The sequence below is a fragment of the Litoribrevibacter albus genome, from assembly GCF_030159995.1.
GTDB classification, from domain to species: Bacteria; Pseudomonadota; Gammaproteobacteria; order Pseudomonadales; family Litoribrevibacteraceae; genus Litoribrevibacter; species Litoribrevibacter albus.
Window position 1 is genome coordinate 394393 of record NZ_BSNM01000014.1, and the last position, 25960, is coordinate 420352.

The following is a 25960-nucleotide window of genomic DNA, read 5'->3' on the forward strand; positions in this document are numbered from 1 at the left end:
CCTTTAAATTGTACTCAGGGTATGATCCGCTTAATCAGCTCAACGCAGCCTGTACCAGGATATTCACACTCAAGGCAACAAGCATAACCAGTATCAAAAACCAACCGAGGTTGCGAGACTGCCTCAACACCATAAACCAATGCGTTCGTGATCTCAGTAACCATTGGATTGTGAGATACCAGAATGACATCTGTCTCTGTTGTGTTCTGCAACCATTCAATAATTTTCTGAAATGGCGTACCTGCCTGAAGAACTGGCAAAGGAATCGCATCAATGCCTAGTTCTTGACTGATAATGGAAGCGGTTTCAGAAGTCCGTTCAAAGGGGCTGTGCAATAGCTTTGTATGCTCTGTGCACCAATCCTTTAACTGAGTACCGGTACTCTTAGCTTGCTTTCGACCATAGTCCGTCAGCTGACGTTGAGCATCTGAGTCTGCGCCATAGGATGCCTCACCATGTCTTACTATCGCAATTCTCATATATATCGTCCTTCACTTATCACCTGAAGCCTTACTCTATTCATCATAGTAGTTCGAATAGCGGTCCGACTAGCGCCTTGGAATGATATCAACTATTCTAATTGATCAGTAAAAATATTTTGCTAACTTATTCTTTTTCAAACGTATATCTGCACACGCAAGCCTCAAGAGGTTGAGAAAAAGCCCTATGCTAAATCAAGAACAACTTGAAGCTACTATCAAAATGTTGGCATTAGCCGTCGCTCAAATAGAAGCTACTATGATCGAGGCAGGACAATCTGTAACTGAGCTTTCTTCCTCTTTCTCTGAAATCGCTGAAAACTTTCATCATTTGGACGGACATGATGCAGAAACAGTCATCCGGGTTGATCGACGGGACTTTTCAAATTTAAGAGAAAAACTCAACAGAGCAATTATTGCAATGCAGTTTTATGACCGTATGACACAGCGATTACATCATGTTAATACAGGCCTGACAGACACCGCCAACTTACTGGGAGACCCAAGTAATATTTCAGATCAAGATTGGAACGACCTGCAAAACAGCATTAAACAGCGCTATACAATGGAGTCAGAACGTAAGATGTTTGAACAAATCGTATCCGGCATATCATTAGATGAGGCACTTGAAGCATTCAAACAAATTACTTCAAGTACCCTAGCTGAACCACAAGACGACATAGAACTTTTTTAGATTCAGAAAACAGCCTTAACAGATCACCTCAACCTTATCTCCAACGGAAATCAAACCCTGTTTTGGAGAGTGCACAGCATTTTGACCAAAAAAGGTCGCATTCCCCTGCTTTCTTGTTGCTACCAGCGTTTCAATAACCGCACGTTCTCTTTCAATGGTTTCTGGATTTATTGAAGGCATAACACAACGAGAACATGGCTTAACCAGATCAAAGCGTATTCCGTTAATCTCAATCGCTTTCCATTGGTCCTCTGCATACGGAACCAAGTCATCACCTTCAATTACGATATTTGGACGGAAGCGCTTAATTGAAATTTCATACCCTAGATCTTTATTGAATTGCTCAATTGAAGTCGTTGTTGCAACAAGAAAAGGAAAACCATCCGCAAAACCGACTTGATCCATCGGCTTCGCAAAGTCTTGATCCACGGTTCTTAATTGCTCATCGTCTATGTACGCGAGGCGAACGTCTTTATCCAGAATTTCAGACAACCAAGTGGAAACCTGCTCGCCCTGATCCCAGCATTGCTGACGATCTTTCCACACCTCGGTTTCAATTAATGATGTTTTACTGACAGGCACATCGATGTAGGAGTCAGCACCATCAAGGTATTGAAGCGCGATCTGCTCACTTTCCTGTTTGACACGAATTCTTGCAAGTTTTGGGTCTTTCCGCTGAGTAACAAACTTGCCGGTCTCTGCGTCCACAATCATCCAGCGTCGATCATTCTCAATACCTGATGGCGTAATGTTTGCGCTTTGTAAGGTATTTGGCGCACATGACTTTATGGGGTAATAAAAAAGAGAGTGGACAGAAAGATTAGACATGGTCACGATTCCAAGTTTATTGACTAATTAGTTTGGAATCATGACACAGATGCTTTTGAAATCAATAGCATAAACGCTATAAATTATAGTCCTTTTATGGACTTAATTCGGTTCTGGACAACCTGAGCAAGCATATCTGGTTGGAATTTAGACAAGAAATCATTGCATCCCACCTTCTCAACCATAGCCTTGTTAAAGCCGCCACTAAGAGATGTATGCAGCACAATGAATAAATCCTTCATACGAGGATCATTACGGATTTCCGTCGTTAATCGATAACCATCCATAGAAGGCATTTCTGCGTCAGTAATAAGCATCAGATACTTATCAGGCGGATTCACACCTGAATCCGCCAACTGTTTAAGGTGTTCGAGCGCTTGCAACCCATCACTGCGAGATGTCACCTTGATGCCAATTTTATGTAATGTTTCAGAGGCTTGAGAAATCGCGACAGTAGAGTCATCGACCAACAGAATCTCTAAGCCATGTGCGTATTGCATCACCCTAGGATCTAGCACATCATCAGATACGTCCGTGTCATACGGTGAAATTTCAGCCAGAACTTTCTCGACATCAATAATTTCAACAATCTTTTCGTCAATTCGGGTTATCGCGGTCAGGAAGTTTTGACGGCCTGAGCCTTGTGGCGGAGGAAGAATATCTTCCCAATTAAGGTTCACAATCCGACTGACACCACCCACCAAAAACGCCTGAACTGATCGATTGTATTCGGTCACAATAATGGTACATTTTTCATCAGGAATGATAGGACGCATACCAATGGCAGCGCTTAAATCAATCACAGGAATAGTCGCCCCACGCAGGTGGGTCACACCGCACACGTGAGGGTGACGATGAGGAATCAACGTCAGATTAGGAAGCGGTAAAACTTCCTGGATTTTGAACACATTAATGGCGTACTGCTGATGACCGTGTAGCTGAAAAGTTAAGATCTCAAGACGGTTTTCACCTACTAGCTGTGTTCTAGAATCAACTGAATCTAAAATTCCAGACATTAACTGACCTCTGGTGATGATTTATGGTTAGGAATTATATCGTGATCTACACTTAAATCTTTAATAATTGTAGATCAATTCGTTATGGACGTTAAAAGGCTATATGGATATATCATCTAAAAATAAAAAGCCTCTGCTAGCAAGACAGCCCATATTTGACATTAACCTCAAGGTAGCCGCATACGAACTTCTCTTTAGAAACAGCAAAGAGAACTTTGCCGCTCCTACGAATGAAGATTCAGCAACCAGCCAGGTTCTTTTATCAGCCTATTCTGAGAACGATATTTCTCACTTAACTGGAAATGTCCCCGGCTTTGTAAATTTCACTAAAAACCTACTGCTTGGCGATATTCCGTTTGATAAACAGCATCTGGTCATCGAAGTTTTAGAAGACATTACCGACAGCCCTGAGATTATTGAAGCGCTAACGGATCTTAAAAGTCAGGGATATACCATTGCTCTGGACGACTTTATTTTCAGTAATGATAAAGCTCAGTTGATCCAGCTATGCGACATTATAAAAGTCGACCTGAGAGCCTATCCAGATCAAAAAGCCTTTCTTACCGATGTAAAGCACATCAAACGCACCAAGCGCAGAATGCTTGCTGAAAAGATAGAAACCCATGATGAATTTGAACAATGTAAACGCCTAGGGTTTGAATTGTTTCAAGGCTACTTCTTTGCAAAACCTCAGCTGGTTAAAGGAAAAAAGCTGTCATACAACAAGGAGATTGTTTTGACGCTGATTACCTCACTTCAGCAACCAGATGTAAAACTTGAGCGCATTGAAGAGATTCTATTAAGAGATCCCGAACTCACATATAAACTCCTGAAGTTAGTGAATTCCGCTGCCTATTCCAGAGGAAGAAGACTGACCAACGTCAAACAAGCCTTAACCTGGCTGGGATTAAAGAAAATCAAATCCTGGGTTATGTTACTTTCGCTTTCACAGCTGGATGATAAACCCCAGGAGCTTACAGCCATTGCCTTAATCCGGGGGAAAACCTGCGAATTATTGGCTCAACACATCAATGCCAAAGACGCCGAAAGCTTCTTTACTGTAGGCATATTATCATGCCTGCCTGCGTTCATGGACATGACCATGCATAAGCTGCTTGAGCGTATTCCTATGTCAGAGGATGTGTTTAATGCGCTGCTTTATTACAAAGGCTATCAAGGATTTATTCTCGCGACTGTAATGGCACATGAAAACGGCTGGTGGAGCAAAATAAGTTGGGGGACGCTTGAAAAAATGGGCATCTCTGATCATCATCTCAACGACTTTTATCAAGAAGCGGTCAACTGGAGTAATCGCTATAGCCATGAACCATAACACGCGCTGGATTGACATTGGCGTTAACCTGTCGAATAAACAATTCAAAGACCAACAAAGCAACGTACTTGAAGACGCACAGAACAATGGCGTTTCCACCATAATCATTACAGGCACAGACCTTCAAGAAAGCAGGAATGCCATTGCACTAGCCAAGCAACACAGTCAATACGCCACCGCAGGCATTCATCCTCATGATGCGAAAGAAAATTGCGACGAGGTGTTCAATGAGATTTGCCAGCTAAGTACTGAAGACTGCGTTGTCGCCATTGGCGAAACGGGCCTGGACTTTAATCGAAACTTCTCAACACCTGAAGACCAATGCAACTCGTTCTTAAAGCATATCGAACTGGCAAAACAATCACAGAAGCCTATGTTCTTACACGAGCGAGACGCTGGCGAAACAATGCATAAGATGCTTTCAGAACATCGAGATCAGTTGTCCAATGCTGTTATTCATTGCTTCACAGGCAGCAGAGAAGATCTTATGAGATATCTGGACTTAGATCTCTATATTGGCATCACGGGCTGGGTTTGCGATGAACGTCGAGGTCATCATTTACATGAACTTCTGGAGCTCATTCCTCAAGATCGTTTGATGCTCGAAACCGACGCACCTTACTTGTTACCGCGAACATTGGCTCCCAAACCGAAAAGTCGACGAAACGAACCCAAGTACCTTCCTCACATCGGGGAATACATTGCAGAGATTCTAGGTAAACCTGTTGAAGTACTTTCAGCCCAAACCACTGAAAACTGCAAACGATTTTTCAATATAGATTGAACAAGGAAGAAAGAAAAAAGCGGAAAGAAAAAAGCTGGCTACTCAGGGTAGCCAGTAATATCACGGATAGATTTGTACAGCGGTTGAAGCTGCTTATACATCTTCAAGTAAACTTCTTTGTAGAGACGATCATACATGTCTTGTGTGGGCTTGTTCGGATAGAACACCTCCCCCGTATGGGTCATGTTTGCAATCGCCTGATCGAAATTCTGATAAAAGCCCATACCTACCGCCGCGTCGATTGCCGCGCCAAGGCCAGAGGTCTCATAGGTATGTGGCCGCTCTACCGGAATGCCAAAAATATCAGCGGTAATTTGCATAGCCGCATTACTTTGAGATCCCCCACCTGCAACACGAACCTGAGACACATGAGTACCGCTGCGTTTCTCGATTCGCTCACGCCCTTCTCTTAAACCGTAAACCAAACCTTCCAGAATCGCACGATAGATGTGAGCACGAGTGTGCACATCACCAAAACCAATGATTGCCCCTTTGGCTTCCGGGCCAGGATTTTTCAATCCTGGCGTCCAATACGGTTGAAGCATTAACCCCATTGACCCTGGTGGCACTGAGTTCACCAATTCATCAAAAAGTTGCTCCGGTTCGATACCCCGTTCCTGAGCGACATTGATTTCACGTAAGCCAAATTGCTTTTTAAACCAACTCACCATCCAGAAACCACGATAAATCATCACTTCCGTAGAGTATGCATCAGGAATCGCCGCCGCATACGGTGGAATCATAGGAATCGTTTCAACGTATTTATCGTTGATGGTGTTAATGGTCGCGGTTGTACCAAAGCTTAAACAAGCAATGTTTGGAGACACACCGCCAGACCCAATAATCTCGCAGGCTTTGTCCGAAGCAGCAGCGATGACGGGCAAGCCTTCTGGAATACCAGTGTATTCAGAGGCGGCTTTCGTCACCTTACCAATCGGATCACCTGGATTTACAAGCTCTGGCAACTGTTCTGGACGGATACCCGTCGCCTTCCATTTCCAATCCCAATGAGGCGCCCATTTAAGTCGCTTGTAGTCAAATGGGATATAACCCACTTGAGAGCCGATGGAATCCTTAAACTCATTGGTTAACTTGTAATTCAGATAACCTGATAACAGAAGATACTTATCCGTTTTCGCCCAAATCTCAGGCTGTTGCTGTTGAATCCAGCGCGCCTGGGTTTTAGCCCGGAAGATATTAATGGTTTCCGTTAGCCCTAATAACTTAAAGGCCACCCCCCATAAACCACCAACCGGTTCACTGGTATCAGCTTTCCTCTGATCGAGCCAAATAATGGCCGGACGTAAAGGCTGACCGTATTGATCCAAATTAATCACGGTACCTCGTTGTGTGGTTACCGCCATTGCTTTGATGTTGTTTCGATCAACCTTTGGGTCTTGCCAAAGTTTTTGGCAAGCTTCAGATAAGCTTTTCCAATAATACTCTGGATACTGCTCTGCCCACCCTGGATGCTTGGAAAAATATGCTTCCAGGTGAACCTTGGACTTCGCAATCAATTGCCCTTCAAGATCAAACACCAAGGCACGAATGCTTTGAGTACCGTTATCAATGGTCAAAATATGCGTGGGTGACTTCCCCTGGTCTTTGGCTTGACCAACCACTTGGGTAATCTTATCCATCAAACAGCCTCTTTCTTTACATCACAGGTTGTTTGATGAGGGACTTCAAGCCTACGACATGGCATGGAATAACAACGCTGCCAAATACCTTGATAGCGTTCCAACTCTTGTTCCCATTGCTGTTGAGACCACTGTTGGTGTTCTATGAACAATGCCTTAATACGATCCCAGTAAGCGTCTGACAGGTTTGGTAAAACATTGCCTAAACGAGTTCTTCGAAGCATCAAATCATCAAGATGAACGACAGATTCATTCTTAATCGCCCATTCCAATTCGGCCCATGAGGTATCCGAATACCCCACACTTGATTCAATCTCAACACCTTGACTGTGAGTCTCGGTTAATTCAAATGCACGAATGCCATATCGACCAGACAAACGGCGCTTAAAGCGACCAGTCAAACGGCCTAATCGTTGAGCTGCATACTGAGTGGAGGTAAAGAAGGCCTGACCAAAGTCTCTTACTCGGGTTGAGTTATTTCGACCCAGTTCGTCCTTTAAAACCTTTTCAAGCACATCGAACGCAATCACCCGGAAAGTAGTGAGTTTCCCGCCACTTACTGTGATTAAACCTGGCTGTTGCCATATGGTGTGTTCACGGTTTTCTTTGGATGGATCAAGCCCTTTACCACTAGAAATAACAGGACGAACCCCTGCCCAAGTTGAAACGACATCAGCTTCAGTCAAAGCACTTGAAGACAGATAATAGTTCGCGCCTTCCAGTAGATAGTCCACCTCTTCCTGACTGATAGAAGCTTCTTCGTTAAGCGGTGCTGTATGGTCCAAGTCGGTTGTGCCAATAACACTGGCACCTTGCCAAGGAAATACAAACACTGGGCGTTTATCTTTCGGGTGAAGCATGGAAATAGAGCAAGACACAGGCAGTCGCCAAAATGGCACGACAAGATGGCTACCTCGCAATGGCCTCAGTTGAGGCGCATTCTCTTTTGCTAACTCTGTTGCCCATGCTCCCGTGGCATTAACGACAGCAGATGCAGTAAGGCTATAGCTTTCACCTAATACGTCATCCTGTACCGTAACACCCGTAACTCGGCCTTCCGCGTTCTTGTCCAGCGAAGTAACAGCGCAATAATTCAACGCGACACCGCAATCATTAATCGCTTCTGTTAAGGCTCTGAACACTAACCGGCTATCATCCGTCACCGCATCAGCAAAGACCGAACCGCCTGTCGCATCACCTGCAGCAATGGGCCCCAGCCAACCGGGTAAATCCGAAGCATCCACGGATTGACGATATTTCTTACCGGCAAAAAAGTCATAAATTGACAGAAGAATCTGAAATAGCCAGCGAGGAGGAAATTGACCTGGTTTATGCACCATCAGATAGCGCATCACATCAACCAGTCCTGGCGCTTCATCGAGATAGCGTTGGCGCTCTTTTACGGATTCGCGAGTCAGCCTGAACTGCCCTTCGCCCAAATAGCGCAAGCCCCCATGGACCATTTTAGAAGAACGACTAGACGTACCCCAGGCGAAATCCTTCTGCTCCAACAATAAGACTTTTAAGCCTCGACGTGCAGCTTCACGAAGAATCCCAGCACCGGTAATACCACCCCCGATGACAATCAAATCAAAGTTCAAGGCCTTTTCATTCGGTGACTTACCGCTAAGATGACCTCGAACTTGTTGTCGAAACGCCTGGGCTGACGTTGAAAGTGTTCTTTTGCTGAAAGAGGCGGAGGAGTCCGCCCCTTGTTCATTTTCTACAGGAGATAAAGCCATAATTTCTGACCTCCAAATAACACAATTGAATTACACAGATTGTGCAGAACTTTCAGGGGTAGAATCCTCGGCTGTCGATGTTGCCGTCAAATCGCCATCAACCAACAACTTACCTGGGTTCATTTGCTTATTCTGGTCAAAATACTCTGCAGCGTGACGAATCAAACCGGTCGACACTTCACCTTTCTCAATCGCCATATACGGGGCATGATCAAGACCCACGCCATGCTGGTGACTGATGGTGCCTCTGTTATTGACGATCAGCTCAGACGTAGAATATTTAAGCTTCTTCCAACGATTCAAAGTCTCTTCGTAGCTGTCGCCAGTACGATAAACGTAGGTTGTGTAGATACTACAGCCTTGGTTATAGAAATGAGACAAGTGAGTAAACACATGAACCTTCTCACCCTCATCGCCTAACGCAGATCTCAGGTTGTTCTCTATTTCACTCAATAAATAATCGACATTATCCCAATCGGTTGCAGTTTCAAGGGTATCGACTGCGTATCCACGCTCCCAAAGCGTTTCACGAAGATATGGGAATAAGAAACGTTTTTCCTTCCAACGACTTCCTAGCATGGTGCCTGTATACACACCATCAAAGCGGGAAATAATTTTCTTAACCTGAGACAAAGAAAGATTGTTCTGGGATTTATTGTGTGTCAGACCAAAGGTCAACATGCACTTCCCTTCACCAGCCCCACGGAATTTAAGGAATTTTTCAAGAAGCTTAATTTGCCCTTCATGGCCTGCTAACGCTAACTGAGTTTCAGTTTCTACGGCATTACTCAAGCGCATCATGGACATTGGAATGCCAGCCTGAACCATATTGCGAACACAGTTCAACGCATTTACCCAGCTCGGAAGGAAAGCCACAAAGAATTTTTCTTGCTCCGCGATGGGAGTCACACGAATCTTAGCTTCTGTAATGATGCCGAAACGACCTTCAGACCCCATGAACCACTCACGGATATCAGGACCGGCCGACGACGCTGGATACGTCGGAATATCAAAGGTTCCATCAAGAGTCTCAATCTTACCGCCAGCAAACATCTGTTCAATTCGGCCATATTTTAGTGACTGCTGACCGCTTGAACGGCTCGCGATCCAACCACCCAAGGTCGACAACTCAAAGGATTGAGGAAAATGGCCAAGGGTATACCCCTTGGCCTGAAGTTGCGATTCCAGTAACGGACCAGGGACACCCGCACCAAACGTCGCAATTCGGCTTTGTTCGTCTAAGTCCAATAGACGACACATCCGCCCCATATCTACCGTGATAATAGGACGTTCATCTTTTAATGGGTTGATATGCCCCACTACGCTGGTGCCACCACCGTAAGGGATCACCACCCAATTATTCGCTTTTGCCTGATCTAACAGACGGCGCACATCGTCGGTAGATTCCGGGTAACTAACCGCATCCGGGAAAACACCAATTTCGCCGCTCTTCATGGCAAGCCAGTCAGGAAGACTTTGTCCACGGGAATGCAAGATACGATCTTTTTTATCCGTGGTGTACAGATCAGATTCTTCCAAGCGAGAAGCAGGCACATTGGCTTCCACTTGTTCATAGCTAGCATTCTCCAGAGGAGAAGCAGAACCTACCTTCTCTTCAAGAAACGACTGGCCGTTATCCGGTAGTTCCAAATATGTAGCTTCATCACCCCAACCATTCCAACGACGCATAGTCACTTCTCCTGCTAGCTTATAACTTCCTGAGTTATTCTTTTGATAGAAACCAAAATATGATTTGGTTCAAAGTATGGTGGCACAGTCTAACCATGTTAAACTATTTTTAAACTGACCTATCTGGACAGGCTATATTCAAATTAGGTCACGATAAAATTACAAAAACTAAAATTGACAGACATCAATGCCCATCGACAAAGTTAGCGAACAAAACAAGCCAGAATCAGCGCCACATAATCTCGGAACTGCCTCTGTACCCCCTATTCTTCAATACCTAGACTGCTCCAAAGCAATGGGAATTGATATCAAATCTGCGTTAATTAACAGTCGTTTCCCGGCTCATTTACTGGAAGATGACACCGCTAGAATTCAGGGTACAGACTTCCAGGCACTGCTTCTTGAACTGATTCGAACCTGTAAATCTGAGAACTTCGGATTGAGCACATCCCAGTATGTTCAGCCTGCGTCCTACGTCGTGCTGGGTTATATTTCGATGAATTGCCGCACAGTTAAAGAAGCGCTGGAAAAGGCCATGCCTTACGAGAAGTTGGTCGGCGATATGGGCGTCACTGAATTCGAAGATATCGATATCGGCGGTAAAACCGGCATCAAGATGACCTGGAAATGCAACTACACACATCCGGAAGTCATCCCTCATATGGTTGATAATGTCCTGGCCTCATGGGTGACTTATTGTCGTTGGTTGAGTAATCGCCCCGAACAAGCTCCTGAAGAAATCTGGCTTACTCGTGAAAAGCCTTCAAATCAGGAAACCGAACAGCAGTACAGGGAGATATTCCGCTGCCCGATCAAATTTGGGCAACCGTCTAATTCCTTATTTATTTCCCAGCAACAGTTGGAAATGCCTTTACGGCGCGCAGACCCACTACTCTTGCAAACGCTTGAACAACATGCTCAGACACAACTGAATGAACTGACATCAGATCAGGACATTGTGATTAAAGCGACCCGCGCTCTTAAAGAGATCATGAAGTCAGAGCCCCCTAGAAAAGAGCGTTTAGCTGAAACACTCGGTATTTCAGGTCGAACCTTGCAGAGGAAGCTACAAGCGGCCGACAGCAGCTATCAAGAGCTATTGGATCAGGTAAGGAAGGAAAGCGCCGAATATTATCTGGCATATACCCAGCTCTCGATGGGAGACATCGCCTCTCATCTAGGCTTTTCAGACACTCGCTCATTCCACAGAAGTTTTAAATTGTGGTCGAACACCACGCCTGGTGAGTTCAGACAGTTAAAACAAGGAAGCTAGGATAAAAGGATACATATCTTTTTATCTGAAGAAGCTCAGACTTGATCCGTTAGCGACTTACTACATCAAACCATTTGGCAAAGGTTGGTGAGTCGAAAGGCCAGTCGATTTCTCTATCACTGGCCAGATGCTTAACCACAGGCAGTCGCGTTCCGTAGTCTTCAATCAGCTGATCAGCTTCGGGCTCTTCCGCAATATCCACAAGTTCCACATAGACCTGCTCCAGATCGATGGCATTAGCAATGACTTGCGATGCTATATCACATAAATGACAGCCGTCAGTCGTAAACAGGATTAAATCTGGTTCGTTATGATTCATTAAATTAGTCCGTTGTGCAGTTTGGCTAGTTTAAGCATTGGCAGGCATAAAAAAGAGCGCCGGAGCGCTCTTTTTCAATACAACACAGTTTATACATCGCCCACTAGATCTTCAACGGAGCTTCCTTGTTGAGGCTCTTCAGCAACGGGTTCATCGAAGCTCGAAGGTAAAATCTCTTCGAACAAGGACTTAGCAAACTCTTGAATACGTTCGCTTGGACTGGTGTCAGAGTTTTCTGCACGATCAGCAATGAACTGTTCTAGCAGATCTAACAAGCCAGTTGCTGAGTTTTGGAAAAGACTGGCTTTATCCACCACGCTTTTGACCTCATCCGCAAACTCTTTAAGCGGCTGAACGATGTTGGGAAGAGACGCCAAGCCGCGTGCACCCTCACCAAGGTCTTGTACATTTTGATAGGTTCGCGTACTTGCCTGGATTTCAGAATAAGCAAAGTCCAAAGAGAAGCTTGCCAATTCAGAGGTGTCATAGTCTAACGCCATCGCTTGCTCTAATGCGCTGTCTAAATCACCACTAAAGAAAGACTGGGCCAAACTATCAACCTGACCAAGAAAATCATTCAGAGCGTTTAACTCACCTTCATCCAACTCACCATCTACAGACACACTAAATTGTGAGCCAGAGTATGAGGTATAACCAAAGGAAGAGCTGTCCTGGCTTTGCTGATAGTAAGCACTAGAGTAATCAACACTCGCCAAACTGATGCTGATGGTGTCGCCATCATTGGTTTGAATTTCTACAACACCGGATTGTTCGCGATAGTTAAAGCCAGAGGCTGAAACCAGATTTTCCGGACGGAATAAATCAGTACGAGGGCCATCCGTTGTGGATGGTGCAGTAGCCTCTTCCTCATCGTCTTGAGGAGACACTACCTGATCAATTCGATCGTAAATCAGAGCTTCTGACGTATCGATATCTTCTGCCAGCTCGTCCGTCATGATACCCGCATCAGAAATAATATCCCGAGCTTCTCCAAAGCCTTGTTCAACGCCTTGGCGAGCCGCATTCGCCAATTCCTGAATACGTTCTTCAGAAGCGCCCGCTGCTCGTTCACGTTCAATGAAACCAGCAACAAATCCTGAGACGGTATCAACCACCTGATCGATATCGAAAAAGCCAGTAGCAGATTCTGTTTCTTGTGGTTTTTCAAACCCCACATTCGCCAGTTTATTACCAACGATTCGGCTTAATAAATCACCGGGGGACGTTAATGAAACCTTTTTAGGTTTATCAACTGCCTCACCGGCCTGCTCTGATGCCGTCTGAGGAAGTTTATCTGATTTTGCCTGCCCACCGAAAACTGACTGATAAGCATCTAATGCGCCTGTAAAATTAGTGCTAAAGCCGACCATTGTAAATTCCACCCAACCGTTTAAATTAGACCAACCTATCTCTGTTATCGGTCAAACCTTGAACAGCTTTAATTAAATTTTGTATTTATTTTGTACATCGGATGAATGGCAAATAAACCAGCATTGATGGATATTTTTACGGCGTTCAAAGTCTTTTGGAATGGTTCGTTGAGAAACATCTTTAATAGCAAAATCCGATAGCTCATCGCTCGCAAGTTTAAAGCTTCGTAAGTTGTTGGAGAAAATCAACACGCCTTCAGGGCTTAACAGTTTCATTGCGTGCTGAATCAATGAAACGTGATCCCTTTGAATGTCCAACACCCCTTCCATCTTCTTCGAATTAGAGAAACTCGGAGGGTCCATAAAGATAATATCAAACTGGCCTGTGGCGTTTTCCAACCACTCTACACAGTTGTCTCGGACAAACTGGTACTGATTGCCACGAAGTTCGTTCAACTGAAAATTATCTGACGCCCAATTTAGGTAAGTGGAAGACATATCAACACTGGTCACTGACGCAGCATTACCCAGTGCGGCTTGAACTGAGGCCACCCCCGTGTAACAGAATAAGTTCAGGACACGCTGACCATCAGCTTGTTTGGCAATCCACTTTCTGATTGGTCGGTGATCCAGGAACAAGCCGGTATCCAAGTAATCAGTAAGATTAACCTTAAGCTCCGCCTGATCTTCTTTTACGTTGAAATACCCGTCTTTGGTATCGAATCGCTCATATTGGTTTTTACCAGACTGCTTTGCTCGTTGTTTTAAGGCAATCGCTGAACGCTCAACCTCAAAGACCTCTTCAACAGCATCCAAAATTTCCGCTAAACGCTGCTGAGATTTATGAATCGGCACCGTTTTTGGTGGTGCATACTCCTGAACGTGAAGACGGCCTTCGTAATAGTCGATAGCCGCCGAGTATTCCGGTAAATCGGCATCATAGACGCGATAACAGGTGACATTGGATTGTTTAGCCCAGGACTTCAACTTTTTCAGATTTTTCCGAATACGGTTGGCCAGCATGGCAGCACCCTCGGTTAACTGCCCTTCTTCTTTGATGAGTCCCTTGATTGCGGATTCGCGAGTTAGCTTGAACAATAACAATCGAGTGTCGATAGTGCCGTTCTGCAATTTGTATTGTTTAAACGGTACCCAAGGTAAACCTTTTGCCAATTCCCAGTTACCGGCATAAATAGCCGCCTGATAGCCCTCAAAATGCTCCAGAAAGGCTTTACCCAACTCACGATAGATAATCGCTACATCGTGTTTCTCTTCTAGTCGCTCGCCATACGGTGGGTTGGTCACAACCAAACCCTTCTCACAAGGCACTGGAGACACTTCCTGGAAAGAACGCGCGGTAAATTGGATGTATTCACCAACACCAGCGCGTTGCGCATTTTCTTTCGCCTTATTAACCACCTTGGCATCCTGATCCGAACCAAAGTACATACGGCTTAAGGTTTTTGTTCCATCCGTTCTCAGTTGACGCGCTTCTGTCACCAGCTCTTGCCAAAGTTTCGTGTCATGGCCCTTCCAAAACTCAAAGCCGAAGCGTCTTCGCGTTAGCCCGGGCGCAATATTGGCTCTCATCATGGCCGCTTCAATAAGCAATGTGCCACTGCCACACATTGGATCAACCAGCTGATCGAAATCTGCATCCGGTTTATTCCAACCAGCACGCATCAATACCGCCGCCGCCAGGTTCTCTTTCATTGGTGCCATGCCTGCAGCCGGACGGTAACCCCGCATATGAAGACTTTCACCTGAAATATTGATAAATGCCTGGAAACGGCCTTTCTTAAAGAAGCCATAGACTCGAATATCAGGGGTTTCTTTATCTACCGAAGGACGCTGACCGCCAATCTCGGTAAAGGTATCGACAATTGCATCTTTGATCCGAAGGGCACCAAACTGAGAGTTCGTTATGGAACGATTCGTCCCCATGAAATCAATTCGGAAGGTATTGGATGCCGAAAAATGATCTTGCCAACGTACCGAACGGGCAATTTTATAAACATCATCACCGTCATTGGCTTCGCCTTCTGCTATTTCCAGCAAGACACGACTGGCCAGACGCGACCATAAACAAATCTTGTACGCTTGTTCTAAGGTAGCTTCCAGGAACACCGCTCTAGGCGATTCCTTAGCCTTCACTCCAATCAAAGCCTGTAATTCATCAATCAACAGACTTTCTACCCCTGGAGGGCAACTAACAACGAGTTTATACATGTGCATTGGAGAACCTTTCGGAAGAAACCTAGTAATAGAATAGATGCTTAGATCAAGCCGGTGCGAATGATACCTGAGCCTAAGGAGATTGAACAGCAAGCCAACACTGACACAAGCGCTATCCTTTGATTAGAAACAGATAACAGAGAGATTTGAGGGGTCTCAGGAATAACACGAGAATTATAGGGGCATAGATGCGTTTAGGAGCAACCATTAGCCAAACGCTGAATGACATAATGATTGCTTCCAAAAGAAATAGACTAGGCGTTAGTCAGCAAATCTAAACTGGCGATTTGGTTCGTTAGAGCCGTTTTGATCATTGTTTCCACGCTGGGAATTACGGTCAGGACGCTGACCTTTATTTCTGCGTTGAGGCTGATTGGCTTCCACTAATTTGTCATAGGCGTCCAGTTGCTCAGCGGTCAGGACAGAGCTCAGTTTGTCACGGGTTTCAGCCTGGTTCTTTTCCATGAATGCATGCACTTTTTCCATCTGAGCTCTCATGATGTCGTGGAAATCATTCCTTTGGGAGAAGCTCAAATCCAATGCTTGTTCAATGTCCTCCGGATGCAATCGATTATCCGGGCCCGATCTTTGTCCCTGAGGGCTGTTTCTATCAGCGTTTCTATCAGAATTAGGCGACGGAGGATTAGCACTTGCCAGACTGATGAAAGACAAGGCAAGGACGGTTATAAGAATTTGACGTATGTTCATAATCATTCCCGATAAGTTCTTTGGCTTAACGTGTTTTCTTGATTAGAGAAGCGTTAAAAAGCCTGTTAACAATACATTCCTTATACAGCCGGTGGCTCATATTTGTAGCCAGCGCCGTACACAGACTGAATAATTTCTTCGGTATCAAATGCCACAGAAATTTTCTTTCTAAGCTTCTTCACGTGACTGTCAATGGTTCTATCACTCACCACACGGTGGTCACTGTAGATGGTATCCATCAATTGCTGACGACTGAAGATTCGACCTGGCTCTTTAAACATGGAAAAGAACACCTGAAACTCTAATGTAGTCAGGTCAAGCTGCGTACCATTGATCACAACCTGCATTTTTTGCTCATCAACACTGACCTTTTCAGTGCCCGCAGGCGCAATAGGCGCATTCATCATCTCAACACGTCTGAAGATGGCCTTTACGCGAGCTACGATTTCCTTAGGACTGAACGGCTTACAAACATAGTCATCGGCACCAAGCTCTAATCCAAGCAGACGATCAACCTCCTCTACTTTGGCAGTAACCATGATGATAGGCACATTTGAGAAGAGTCTGGTTTCCCTAGCGATAGAGATACCATCCATCGAAGGTAACATTAAATCCAACAGAACCAAGTCAGGCGTATTTTGTTTAATGGCATTGAATGCCAATTGACCATCATGAAACGATTGTGTCAGGTAGCCCGCAGCGATGAGATAATCTTCCAGAAGACGAGCTAACTTAATTTCGTCTTCAACGATGTAAACGAGTTTCTTTTGTTCTGTCATATTTCTTCCATAAAGCGTTCGTAGTGCTGTGCAACCCCTTCTATTGAAGCACATTACCCACTAAAACGAACCTTAATCTTTAAAGGTTATGGTTACCTTTAAGCCGCCCAACGCTGAGTGGCTGCAACAAATTGTGCCGTCATGAGCTTCCACAATATTTTTACAAATCGCCATGCCCAAACCTGAACCACCGGTACTTCGACTACGGCTTTTATCGACACGATAGAGTCGCTCAAATAACAATGGCAATGATTCCGTCGGAACGCCTGGCGCACCATCTTCTACCGTAATCGTCTGTAAGTTGTTTTGAATGTCTAGACTGACCACCACTTCCGAAGGCGCATCGGTGTACTTCAAACTATTCGAAAGTAAGTTATTAATGAGCTGCTTTAACCGTGCTCGATCACCATGAACAGAGCGAGACTTCCCTCTTAACGTGTATTTAAGAGTCAACCCGGCTTTGCTAAATAGAGGCTCCATTGCAGATACGGTTTGGCGAAGAATCGAGCTAAGATCAACCGCTTCCATGTGATAATCCAAAGCCCCTGCATCCGACAGAGTCAACAATCTGAGATCGGCGATCATCTTCTCTAGCATATCGACTTCTTCTCTGAGGCTATCCACAGACTCCATAGACAATGGACGAACACCATCCACAATGGCTTCAATCTCACCCTTCAAAACCGCCACGGGCGTTCTCAATTCATGAGCGATGTCCGAGCTCCAATTGAGACGAGATTCTTCATTCTTTTCGAGGACTTTGGATAAATAGTTAAAGTCTTTTACAAGCCGACCTATTTCGTCTTTCAGTTTGGATTCTGAATTTGTAAGCTCAACGTTAATCCCATAGTTACCGGAAGACAGTTGTCGCGCCCCTTTAGCAACCAACATCACAGGATGAGAAATCCGGTTTGCGAGTTGCCAGGAGATGTATACACAAACCATTAGTGCAACCAGTGATATCAGAAGATAACCGATCACCTGATGTCGTATAAATTCTTCTTCCTGCTTTGCAAACACAGACTTAGCAGGTTTGTGAGCCACATACGCAGTTAGTTTGTCGCCTTTATAAATTGGATAGTAGTTAACGCCCTCTTCAGGGAGTATTTCCCCAAAGACAGGTACCTTATCTAAATCCGTAAGAGCAATATTTTTGGCTAACGCCGCTGGAGGTGGAGGTATTCTTGGTTGTCTCCCCGACGAGTCTTTGTAGTTTCGTTTTCTTTGCTCCTGACGCAAAATTTCATTTCGTTCATCTTCATCCCCCACTGACAACAATGAATCCTTTATTGCGTCATTCCAGTCTCGCGGAGAGATTCTTCGAAGTTTTATCTCTTCCTGAGTCACCCGTGTCGTCATCAGTTCAGCTACTTTCTTTACCGCAGTGATTTCCTTTTCCTTCACATATTCCAATAAGCCCTGGTAAAAGGAATAGACGTTAAAGGCCAGAATCACAGCAATCAAAATCACTGAGAATCCAGCAAAAACAACTAACAACCGTGATCGTAAAGTTTTGAAGTGATACATCGAAGAGAATAAATCCAGCCTGTTTTATTAGAACTTATCACAAAATGTGACTCAGGTTTGAATGTGAGCTGAAGTTCCTCAATCCTTGCATGTTTATTGATTAAATGTGCAAGAAATGAGGACACATTCATGATAGGAGCATTAGTGCTTTGCGTATTCGCGGTTTAAATAAGCAAGAATCTTTTTGGAATGGAACAGTTCCTGCCCTGTATTTGGATCAATAAGGAAAGGCACCATCACGTCATTGTACTTCGCAAGAAAGGCTTCACGTTTAGAGCCCTTAACAGGCACATAAGGGCCTGTATGCATACGGAAGCCGGCAGGCCCCATATCAGCTCGTTGTTGTTTACCAAGATTGACTAACTTGTAAGGTATTTCAAGCTCACAAAGACGCTCACGAACAGGTCTTGAGAAAGGGCTGGATTCAAAGCTGTACAATATCAGAGGTTGCTCAGGTAGATTTGAAAGCTTAGCTGATTTACCTTTCTTCAATCTTAATGCTTCGATTGAGAACTCAACTACAGGTTCAAGCAACCCATTAAAGCGTTGGCTTGTGTATTTCTCAGGAACCTCTTTTTGCCCGTATTCTTTAAACAGATATTCCAGAATAGCATCTTTCCCGACCAACTTTTGCCCTGAATTTTTATCAAAAAGGAACGGCAATTGAATAGAACCTGACAGTTCCTCAAGAAGAGACTTGAAGCGATCGCCCTCTTCTGGGCACGGGTACACCATAACATCCAGATTTAATTCCGTAACTGCCTGGCGTACAGTTCGACATTCAGGACATAGCTCACGGTCAAAAAGCACAATGTCATCGGCTGGCAGTTCAGTTTTTCGCGAGCCAGATGTCCCTTTCCAACCAGTTAATGTGGAGACCAGAGTGGACGTATAGATATCTACCAAATGTTCAAACATAGTTCCCTTTTGCTCCTATCCTATAATTTAGCGCCACAGTCGTAGCAATATCTTGCTCCTACTCTGTGATCTCGAAGACCACAACCAGAGCACTTTAATTCCAAAGCTTTTTCACCGCGTAACGTATTGGCAAGCTCCGCAGTGAAGATACCAGTAGGCACTGCGATAATACTGTACCCCATAATCATCACTACCGAAGCAATAGCCTGACCAATCGACGTGTGCGGAGAAATATCGCCATAGCCGACGGTAGTCATAGTCACGATTGCCCAGTAGATGCTTTTCGGAATGCTGGTAAAACCATTATCCGGCCCCTCAATCACATACATGACCGCACCAAAAATCGTCGCCAAAGTGAGAACAAAAAACAGAAAAACCGTGATTTTTTGTCGACTTGCATTCAGGGCAGATAACAAGAAATTAGCTTGATGAATATAGGTTGATAACCTGAGTACCCGAAAAATTCGCAACACCCGAAGTAATCGGATCACTAGAAACTCATTGGTTCCGGGTATCATCAAAGCCAAGTAAGTCGGAACAATAGAAAGCAGATCGACAAGACCATAAAAGCTGAAAATGTATTTAAATGGTCTAGGATTAACCCAGATTCTGGTAACGTACTCGATGGTAAACACAATGGTAAAAAACCACTCGACTCCAGTAAGCCAATAACCATGACGAACATTAATTCGCTCAATACTATCGAGCATTACCGCGCCAACACTGAGTAAAATCGATAAGATTAATAAAACATCGAATGCTTTGCCGGCTTTCGTATCTGTTTTGTAAATAATATCAAAGACTTGATCTCGCCAATCATTAAATCGAGTCATTGAAATCAGGCTCCTTTTTTCTTAGCCTTAGTGAAGTATTAACTGCTGTAATTTTTGAGGGTCTATCATGTCGAAAGGTTTAGATAAGCACAAGCACCGAAGTGAAAGTCTGTCGTATTTTGGTAAAGATTTGGTTCGACGTTCCGGCTCTCATTGTGAGCTTTGCAATGCAAGCGGCACAAAGTTGTCGATTTTCGAAGTGCCTCCCGTTCCAAAGGAACCGGACTTTGAACACTGCATTTTTATCTGCGACACCTGTAAAGAACAAATTGAAAAGCCAAAAACCTTAACTCTCGATCATTGGCGCTGCTTAAACACCTCGGCCTGGAGTACTGTGCCCGCAGTTCAAGTCATGTCGGTTCTGATGATTGATCAACTCATTAACTCTGTGAAAGAAAATGAGTGGCTGCAAGACTTAAAAGAGCAACTCTATTTAACGGAAGAAATTCAAGAGTGGGTAACCTCTGCTCAGAGCGCTAAATAGTACCTTTTAGAATGACCCCATCGAAATCAAAAGACAGATAATTTACGTTAAATAAATACCCTAACTAATTAATTTATAAAAAGATCTACAAATGGGTATAGAGATAGCCCTAACACAAAGAGCACAGCAAGAATTACAAGTGTGAACCTGACCGGCTTTTTCCAAAAGCTGGCCCATAGTGACGAAGCCAGGCTTTGTTGCATTAAGTGATGTTGTTCCTGGTTGAAACGTTGAAATCGCTCAGCCTGATAGTTTTGTAATAGCGCTTTCGCCTCTGAAGATTGTTCCTCATCAGGCAACCATATGCCCGGCATAGAAACACCCCAACGCCCAGCTGTGGTCTCGTAATAATGAATAGAGTGAGTATCCAGCAAGGCGCGTACTTCATCTGCCTCTTCTTCAGAGACACCGTTCAATCTAAATAGCAAAACAGGCATTAATGTGTTCCAACATCACGTTAGGGTCAGAGTAATCTAAAGGGATCGCATAATACTTGGAATCAGGATTGAAAACCAAGGAAGGAAAACCTGAGCTTGTAAGTTTTCGACTCATCGAAATTTCTTCCAACAACTTTACGTGTGTGGAATGATCTCGAAAGATCTCAACAAATAGCTTTATATACTCATCCGACAAGCCAAGTGTATGAATCAGCTCATCAAATAAAAGAACCAAGATAGAATTCTCGGATGGGTTTAGCGCCCTGAGGTAATAGCCTCGCTGAATTGAATCAATCATCCTATCTTCGAGGCTGGAAGCTAATCCGAGTGAATGACTGATTTGATATTTCTGATCAAGTAATCGAGCAGCTAACACCGCACGACATGCAGGATAAGTGGAACGTCGAGGCGTATTGATCAGCCAAAAATCGAAATTAAATTCCGTACCTAGTTGCTCGTTAATACGATACCAATGAGCCTGAATTTGCTGCTGTAATTCTATCGGCATCGGCTGATCCGTATCTGGTGCAAGGCCACCTAACAGGTTCACAGTAGTAATACCCTGTTCAGCCAGCAACACCTTAACCTTGTCCCATGTTGGTCGAAATCCCCAACACCAGGAACACATAGGGTCATGAATATAGTAAAGCCGCGCCGTCAATGTGGATGCTCCAAGCTCGCAGGTTGTATTCAGATCAATGAGAAACCCAATAGATGGGAATCCAGTGATTAACAGATCGATGCCATTTAACCAAATAAAGCGGCATCCATAAACAAGGTTATCGACTGTTCGAATTTGTGTTTGGCATAAAAAAGGCACCTACCAGGATTGGTAGGTGCCTTTTAAGATCTAACGATCTAAGAGGAAGTTAAGTCGAAACTTACGCTTCTTCTTTTTTACGAGTGCGGCGAGTTGTTTTCTTCGCTGCTGGCTTCTTTGCTTCTTCAGCTTCTTCTGTCGCTACCGCTTCTTTTACTTCTTCAGCGATTTCAGCCACAGTTTCTTTCGCTTCTTCAGCCGCTTCCTCAACCGCTTCTTTCACTTCTTCAACAACGTCATCAACGTCTTTTTGAAGTTTAGCCAAAAGCTTGTTTACGAACTCGCTAGCGCTCTTGTTTAGTTCGCGAACATTTTCAAATGCAGAAGCAACTTTTTCGTTATGCTTTACACGAACGTCATCAGTCGTAATTGACTTAGCTTTTTCTTCAAAAGTTTCAACAACGTCGAATGTCTTACCAGACACATTTGAGTAGTACTCTTCGATTTTGTTGATACCTTGTTCGATTGATGATTCAACTTTTGTTTGGATGTCTTTTAATTTGCTCATAGCTATTTCCACCTGGTTATTTCAACGAGAATTTAAAACTGATCTCACTGAGGGTATTCCGCGTTATACAACGCCCCTGAATCTCAATTGAAAATTAACAAGCGAAATTAGACTGCTCACCCTAATCTAAAAGAAATCAACGAATTAAAAATCTCAGGTCACAGAAATCAGATGTCAAAAGCACAAATCTAAGAATTTATTCCTAGATCAAACATTCATTGAGTCTGGATGCTTCATTACATCCTAAGAACCAATAAGAAGCGCGTGAAGGACGAATTGAACTATTAGTGGACGGAATGCAAAGAACAAAGAAATCAGTAGCAGAAAAAGGATGAGGAGCCTTCATCACACTGACAAAGGCTCCATCGCTGAAAATTACGGACGTTCCAGAATCGCTGTAACGCCTTGACCGCCAGCAGCACAAATGGAGATCAGTCCTCGACCAGAACCCTTCTCTTCCAACATTTTAGCCAAGGTAGCAATAATACGACCGCCAGTTGCCGCGAATGGGTGACCCACTGCAATTGAGCTACCCTTCACATTCAGTTTAGAACGATCAATGGTTCCATACTTCTTATCACGACCTAAACGCGTCTTACAGAATTCCTCGTCATCCAAAGCCGCAAGTGTCGTCAATACAACACCGGCGAATGCTTCATGAATTTCATAGAAATCAAAATCCTGAAGCGTTAGACCAGCACGATCCAGCATATTCGCAATGGCATAGGTAGGCGCCATCAACAGACCTTCTTTGTAATCATGGTCTTTGCCAATAAAGTCTACAGCCGCCGTTTCATAGAAGGTCAAATAGGCTTGAACAGGTAAACCACGTTCTTTCGCCCACTCTTCACTGGCAAGTAATACAGCTGACGCACCATCCGTCAGTGCCGAACTGTTTCCGGCAGTTAAAGTACCTTTTCCGCTTTTCTTATCAAAAGCAGGTTTAAGCGAACCCAGCTTTTCAAGAGAAACATCGGCACGCAACAAGTTGTCTTTCTCCAAACCTTTAAACGGAACGATCAGATCATTGAAGAAACCATCTTCATAAGCTTTGGCAAGGTTTTGATGAGAGTTAAAGGCAATCTCATCCTGTGCTTCTCTGCTTGTGCCCCACTCCTTCACAGTCACTTCGCAATGGTCACCCATAGACATCTTAGTGCGTGGTTCGCCATTTGCCGGAATAAGAGGCAATAGATGCTTCGGACGGATTCGAGATGCGACTTTCAGTTTGTCCATGTTGGTTTTAGCACGATTTAAATCTAATAAGATTTTACGTAACCCTTCAGACACCCCGATTGGAGCATCCGACGTGGTATCAGAACCACCTGCGATACCAGCGTCAATTTGCCCCAAAGCAATTTTGTTTGCCACTTGCATCATAGCCTGCAGACCAGTACCGCATGCTTGCTGAATATCTGTACAAGGCGTAGTTGCATCCAATGCAGTACTCAGTACCGATTCACGAGTAAGGTTAAAATCGCGGCTGTGCTTAACAACAGCGCCCGCAACGACCTCACCTAAACGCTCACCCTGAAGATTAAATTTATTCACCACACCATTTAAGGCCGCAGTCAACATTTCCTGATTACTTGCATGTGAATATGCGGTGTTCGAACGAGCAAAAGGAATACGTGCTCCGCCGATAATGGCAACTTTTTTAACTTGCTGTGTCATACGGTGTACCTTGTAAATAAATTCATGAAAACCAAGACCTTAACAGTAGAGCCACCTAACATTCTAAACATTAACAAATGTTATCTACTGATCAAAAGAGACAACTTTTCTGGGAAATTAAACCATCTCCAAGCACGCTGTACTATGGCCTATAGAGACATAAATGAGGCTTCAACAACCTCAAGATCAGCAAGTGTATGCATTTCAACCTCTAACTCATTGGCTGAAAAGACAAGCATTCGGTTCACAACAGTCAATCTATTTCCTTTAGCATCATGATCTAATTGATGATCTTAAGCTTTGGGTTGTTTTTCTGCTTTTATCTTCGCCAAAGCATAGTTATCCATTTGGAATAATTTTTTCATTTACAGTCACGTTAGGAAGATCTCATGGGCGACTTTTATCAAAAGATGCTTCAAAACGACGCAGGTCGAAAGCTGCTTAAAACAGTTGGCTTGCCAACACCTATTGAACTTAATCGTCATCACGGACAAGCCGTCTTCTTTAGCGGTCGATTATTGGCCGGAAGCGCGCCCAAAGGGCAAATGTTAGAGCAACTTGCCGAGTCCATCAGCAACGCCGACGCGCAGATCATGTTTCCGGCAAATGCAACAACTGCAAGCGACATCAAAAACACCTTTGAAGCGAAAGGAAATGCACTAACGCCTATTCAATGTGAAAAAGGTGCCGTATCCGAAACCTTTAAAGCGCTGGTCTTTGATGCAACAGGCTTAACCTCAACCAAAGAGTTAAAGCACTTGTATGCCTTCTTTAGCCCGGTTATTCGTAACCTGGAACAAAATGGCCGTATCTTAATCCTTGGCCGACCACACATGGCATCAGCATCTGGTGAACAAGCTGCTGCCATGCGCGCGTTGGAAGGCTTTAGCCGTTCCCTTTCCAAAGAAATCGGTAAGAAAGGGGCAACCTCTCAGGTAGTTTATGTCGATAAAGGTGCTGAACACCTTGCTAAACCAGCTATTGAATTTTTCTTGTCTGCTAAATCAGCCTATGTAAACGGCCAAACAGTGACTGTGTCAAAACCAGGGCCGGCAAAGAACGTAGTTGAACTACCAACGGTTGATTGGCGATTACCACTTGAGGGTAAAACTGTACTGGTTACGGGGGGTTCCCGAGGTATTGGTGAAGCAATTGCAGAAACCCTAGCCAGAGATGGCGCCAAAGTGTTTGTTTTGGATATCGACGCTGCACAAGCCGACTTGCAAGCGGTTGCGGACCGAATCGGTGGTGAGGCGATTGTGGCAGACATTACAGCCAAAGAAACACCACAACTTATCGCAGACGCAGTGAAAGAGTCAGGGCTCGACATCATCGTTCACAACGCAGGTGTAACCCGCGATAAAATGCTGGCAAACATGCCTGAGCATTTCTGGGACATGACACTGAATATCAACCTCACTGCAGAAGAAGAAATTAATGACTATCTTCTGGAACACAATGTCATTAATGAAGACGGCCGCATCATTTGTGTATCGTCAATGAACGGCATTGCCGGTCAGGTGGGTCAATCCAACTATGCAGCCTCTAAAGCCGGTGTTATTGGATATGTCGAATACATGGCAAAACCTTTGGCCAAGAAAAACATCACGATCAATGCCGTAGCACCAGGCTTCATTGAAACTGCGATGACAGACGCAATCCCATTCATGACACGAGAAATTGGTCGCCGCATGAATTCTTTGAGTCAGGGAGGAAAACCCGTCGATGTAGCAGAAACCATCAGTTTCTTCGCATCACCTGAGTCCAAAGGTATTTCAGGTAATATTTTGCGCGTTTGTGGTCAATGTTTGATCGGTGCTTAATAAGCGCTCTTAAACAAACACCAATAAGTCAGACACACAAAAAGCCG

At 44.3% G+C, this 25960-nt stretch carries 24 protein-coding genes; 6 read left to right on the forward strand and 18 right to left on the reverse strand.

What is annotated here, in order from left to right; all coding sequences use genetic code 11:
• Positions 1-14: 14 nt before the first annotated feature.
• Entirely contained in the window at positions 15-479 is a 465-nt protein-coding gene (sixA, locus tag QQL66_RS12115) for a phosphohistidine phosphatase SixA (protein ID WP_284381701.1), read from the reverse strand.
• 187 nt (positions 480-666) lie between these two features.
• On the opposite strand from sixA, the gene QQL66_RS12120 reads away from it, so the two are divergent.
• Positions 667-1173, forward strand: coding sequence for a hypothetical protein (locus QQL66_RS12120; RefSeq protein WP_284381703.1), 507 nt, complete (start codon positions 667-669; stop codon positions 1171-1173).
• Between the two features lie 15 nt (positions 1174-1188).
• Here QQL66_RS12120 and QQL66_RS12125 read toward each other — a convergent pair whose 3' ends face one another.
• Positions 1189-2001, reverse strand: a complete 813-nt coding sequence (locus tag QQL66_RS12125; RefSeq protein ID WP_284381705.1) for an MOSC domain-containing protein — start codon at positions 1999-2001, stop codon at positions 1189-1191.
• Positions 2002-2084: 83 nt separating this feature from the next.
• Complete coding sequence (locus QQL66_RS12130; RefSeq protein ID WP_284381706.1) at positions 2085-3017, reverse strand: chemotaxis protein CheV; 933 nt, start codon at positions 3015-3017, stop codon at positions 2085-2087.
• Between the two features lie 103 nt (positions 3018-3120).
• Here QQL66_RS12130 and QQL66_RS12135 point away from each other — a divergent pair, with 103 nt between their 5' ends.
• Positions 3121-4350, forward strand: coding sequence for an EAL and HDOD domain-containing protein (locus QQL66_RS12135; protein ID WP_284381708.1), 1230 nt, complete (start codon positions 3121-3123; stop codon positions 4348-4350).
• Positions 4340-5134 (forward strand): TatD family hydrolase, encoded by a 795-nt coding sequence (locus tag QQL66_RS12140; RefSeq protein ID WP_284381709.1) that lies wholly within the window; start codon positions 4340-4342, stop codon positions 5132-5134. The genes QQL66_RS12135 and QQL66_RS12140 overlap by 11 nt, the downstream gene beginning before the upstream one ends.
• A 38-nt stretch (positions 5135-5172) precedes the next feature.
• On the opposite strand, the gene QQL66_RS12145 is transcribed toward QQL66_RS12140, so the two are convergent.
• The 3 genes from QQL66_RS12145 to QQL66_RS12155 are packed head-to-tail and all read right to left on the reverse strand — an operon-like array spanning position 5173 to position 10205.
• Positions 5173-6774 carry an FGGY-family carbohydrate kinase gene (locus tag QQL66_RS12145; RefSeq protein WP_284381710.1) on the reverse strand — a complete coding sequence of 534 codons (1602 nt, stop codon included), beginning with the start codon at positions 6772-6774 and terminating at the stop codon, positions 5173-5175.
• Positions 6774-8516, reverse strand: coding sequence for a glycerol-3-phosphate dehydrogenase/oxidase (locus tag QQL66_RS12150; RefSeq protein WP_284381711.1), 1743 nt, complete (start codon positions 8514-8516; stop codon positions 6774-6776). Before QQL66_RS12150 ends, QQL66_RS12145 begins: the two co-directional genes overlap by 1 nt.
• 30 nt (positions 8517-8546) lie before the next feature.
• Positions 8547-10205, reverse strand: a complete 1659-nt coding sequence (locus tag QQL66_RS12155; RefSeq protein WP_284381713.1) for an FAD-binding oxidoreductase — start codon at positions 10203-10205, stop codon at positions 8547-8549.
• A gap of 187 nt (positions 10206-10392) precedes the next feature.
• On the opposite strand from QQL66_RS12155, the gene QQL66_RS12160 reads away from it, so the two are divergent.
• On the forward strand, positions 10393-11478 hold the full coding sequence (locus QQL66_RS12160) for an AraC family transcriptional regulator (protein WP_284381714.1): 1086 nt from the start codon (positions 10393-10395) through the stop codon (positions 11476-11478).
• 49 nt (positions 11479-11527) lie between these two features.
• On the opposite strand, the gene QQL66_RS12165 is transcribed toward QQL66_RS12160, so the two are convergent.
• From QQL66_RS12165 to QQL66_RS12200, 8 genes are all read right to left on the reverse strand, one after another.
• The gene (locus QQL66_RS12165; RefSeq protein ID WP_284381715.1) at positions 11528-11797 is read right to left on the reverse strand and encodes a glutaredoxin family protein; all 270 of its coding nucleotides are present in this window, start codon (positions 11795-11797) and stop codon (positions 11528-11530) included.
• A gap of 89 nt (positions 11798-11886) precedes the next feature.
• Entirely contained in the window at positions 11887-13167 is a 1281-nt protein-coding gene (locus QQL66_RS12170; protein ID WP_284381716.1) for a DUF5610 domain-containing protein, read from the reverse strand.
• Positions 13168-13239: 72 nt separating this feature from the next.
• Entirely contained in the window at positions 13240-15396 is a 2157-nt protein-coding gene (gene rlmKL / locus QQL66_RS12175) for a bifunctional 23S rRNA (guanine(2069)-N(7))-methyltransferase RlmK/23S rRNA (guanine(2445)-N(2))-methyltransferase RlmL (protein WP_284381717.1), read from the reverse strand.
• Positions 15397-15663: 267 nt separating this feature from the next.
• Positions 15664-16110: a hypothetical protein gene (locus QQL66_RS12180; RefSeq protein WP_284381719.1), complete on the reverse strand. Its 447-nt coding sequence runs from the start codon at positions 16108-16110 to the stop codon at positions 15664-15666.
• A gap of 80 nt (positions 16111-16190) precedes the next feature.
• Positions 16191-16889 (reverse strand): response regulator, encoded by a 699-nt coding sequence (locus QQL66_RS12185; protein ID WP_284381720.1) that lies wholly within the window; start codon positions 16887-16889, stop codon positions 16191-16193.
• Positions 16890-16961: 72 nt separating this feature from the next.
• Positions 16962-18416 (reverse strand): ATP-binding protein, encoded by a 1455-nt coding sequence (locus QQL66_RS12190; protein ID WP_489146133.1) that lies wholly within the window; start codon positions 18414-18416, stop codon positions 16962-16964.
• A gap of 141 nt (positions 18417-18557) precedes the next feature.
• Positions 18558-19334, reverse strand: coding sequence for a glutathione S-transferase N-terminal domain-containing protein (locus QQL66_RS12195; protein ID WP_284381722.1), 777 nt, complete (start codon positions 19332-19334; stop codon positions 18558-18560).
• Between the two features lie 20 nt (positions 19335-19354).
• Positions 19355-20167, reverse strand: coding sequence for an ion transporter (locus tag QQL66_RS12200; protein WP_284381723.1), 813 nt, complete (start codon positions 20165-20167; stop codon positions 19355-19357).
• A 67-nt stretch (positions 20168-20234) separates the two neighbouring features.
• On the opposite strand from QQL66_RS12200, the gene QQL66_RS12205 reads away from it, so the two are divergent.
• Positions 20235-20651 (forward strand): phnA protein, encoded by a 417-nt coding sequence (locus QQL66_RS12205; RefSeq protein ID WP_284381724.1) that lies wholly within the window; start codon positions 20235-20237, stop codon positions 20649-20651.
• A gap of 68 nt (positions 20652-20719) precedes the next feature.
• On the opposite strand, the gene QQL66_RS12210 is transcribed toward QQL66_RS12205, so the two are convergent.
• The 4 genes from QQL66_RS12210 to QQL66_RS12225 all read right to left on the reverse strand — a co-directional run bounded on the left by QQL66_RS12210 (position 20720) and on the right by QQL66_RS12225 (position 24090).
• Positions 20720-21088 (reverse strand): DUF6164 family protein, encoded by a 369-nt coding sequence (locus tag QQL66_RS12210; protein ID WP_284381725.1) that lies wholly within the window; start codon positions 21086-21088, stop codon positions 20720-20722.
• Positions 21069-21668 carry a DsbA family protein gene (locus QQL66_RS12215; protein ID WP_284381726.1) on the reverse strand — a complete coding sequence of 200 codons (600 nt, stop codon included), beginning with the start codon at positions 21666-21668 and terminating at the stop codon, positions 21069-21071. Before QQL66_RS12215 ends, QQL66_RS12210 begins: the two co-directional genes overlap by 20 nt.
• Positions 21669-21969: 301 nt before the next feature.
• Positions 21970-22416, reverse strand: coding sequence for a hypothetical protein (locus QQL66_RS12220; protein ID WP_284381728.1), 447 nt, complete (start codon positions 22414-22416; stop codon positions 21970-21972).
• Between the two features lie 375 nt (positions 22417-22791).
• Positions 22792-24090: an acetyl-CoA C-acetyltransferase gene (locus tag QQL66_RS12225; protein WP_284381729.1), complete on the reverse strand. Its 1299-nt coding sequence runs from the start codon at positions 24088-24090 to the stop codon at positions 22792-22794.
• A 389-nt stretch (positions 24091-24479) separates the two neighbouring features.
• Between QQL66_RS12225 and QQL66_RS12230 the strand changes: the two genes are divergently transcribed.
• The gene (locus tag QQL66_RS12230; protein ID WP_284381730.1) at positions 24480-25913 is read left to right on the forward strand and encodes a 3-oxoacyl-ACP reductase; all 1434 of its coding nucleotides are present in this window, start codon (positions 24480-24482) and stop codon (positions 25911-25913) included.
• The last annotated feature ends 47 nt before the right edge of the window (positions 25914-25960 follow it).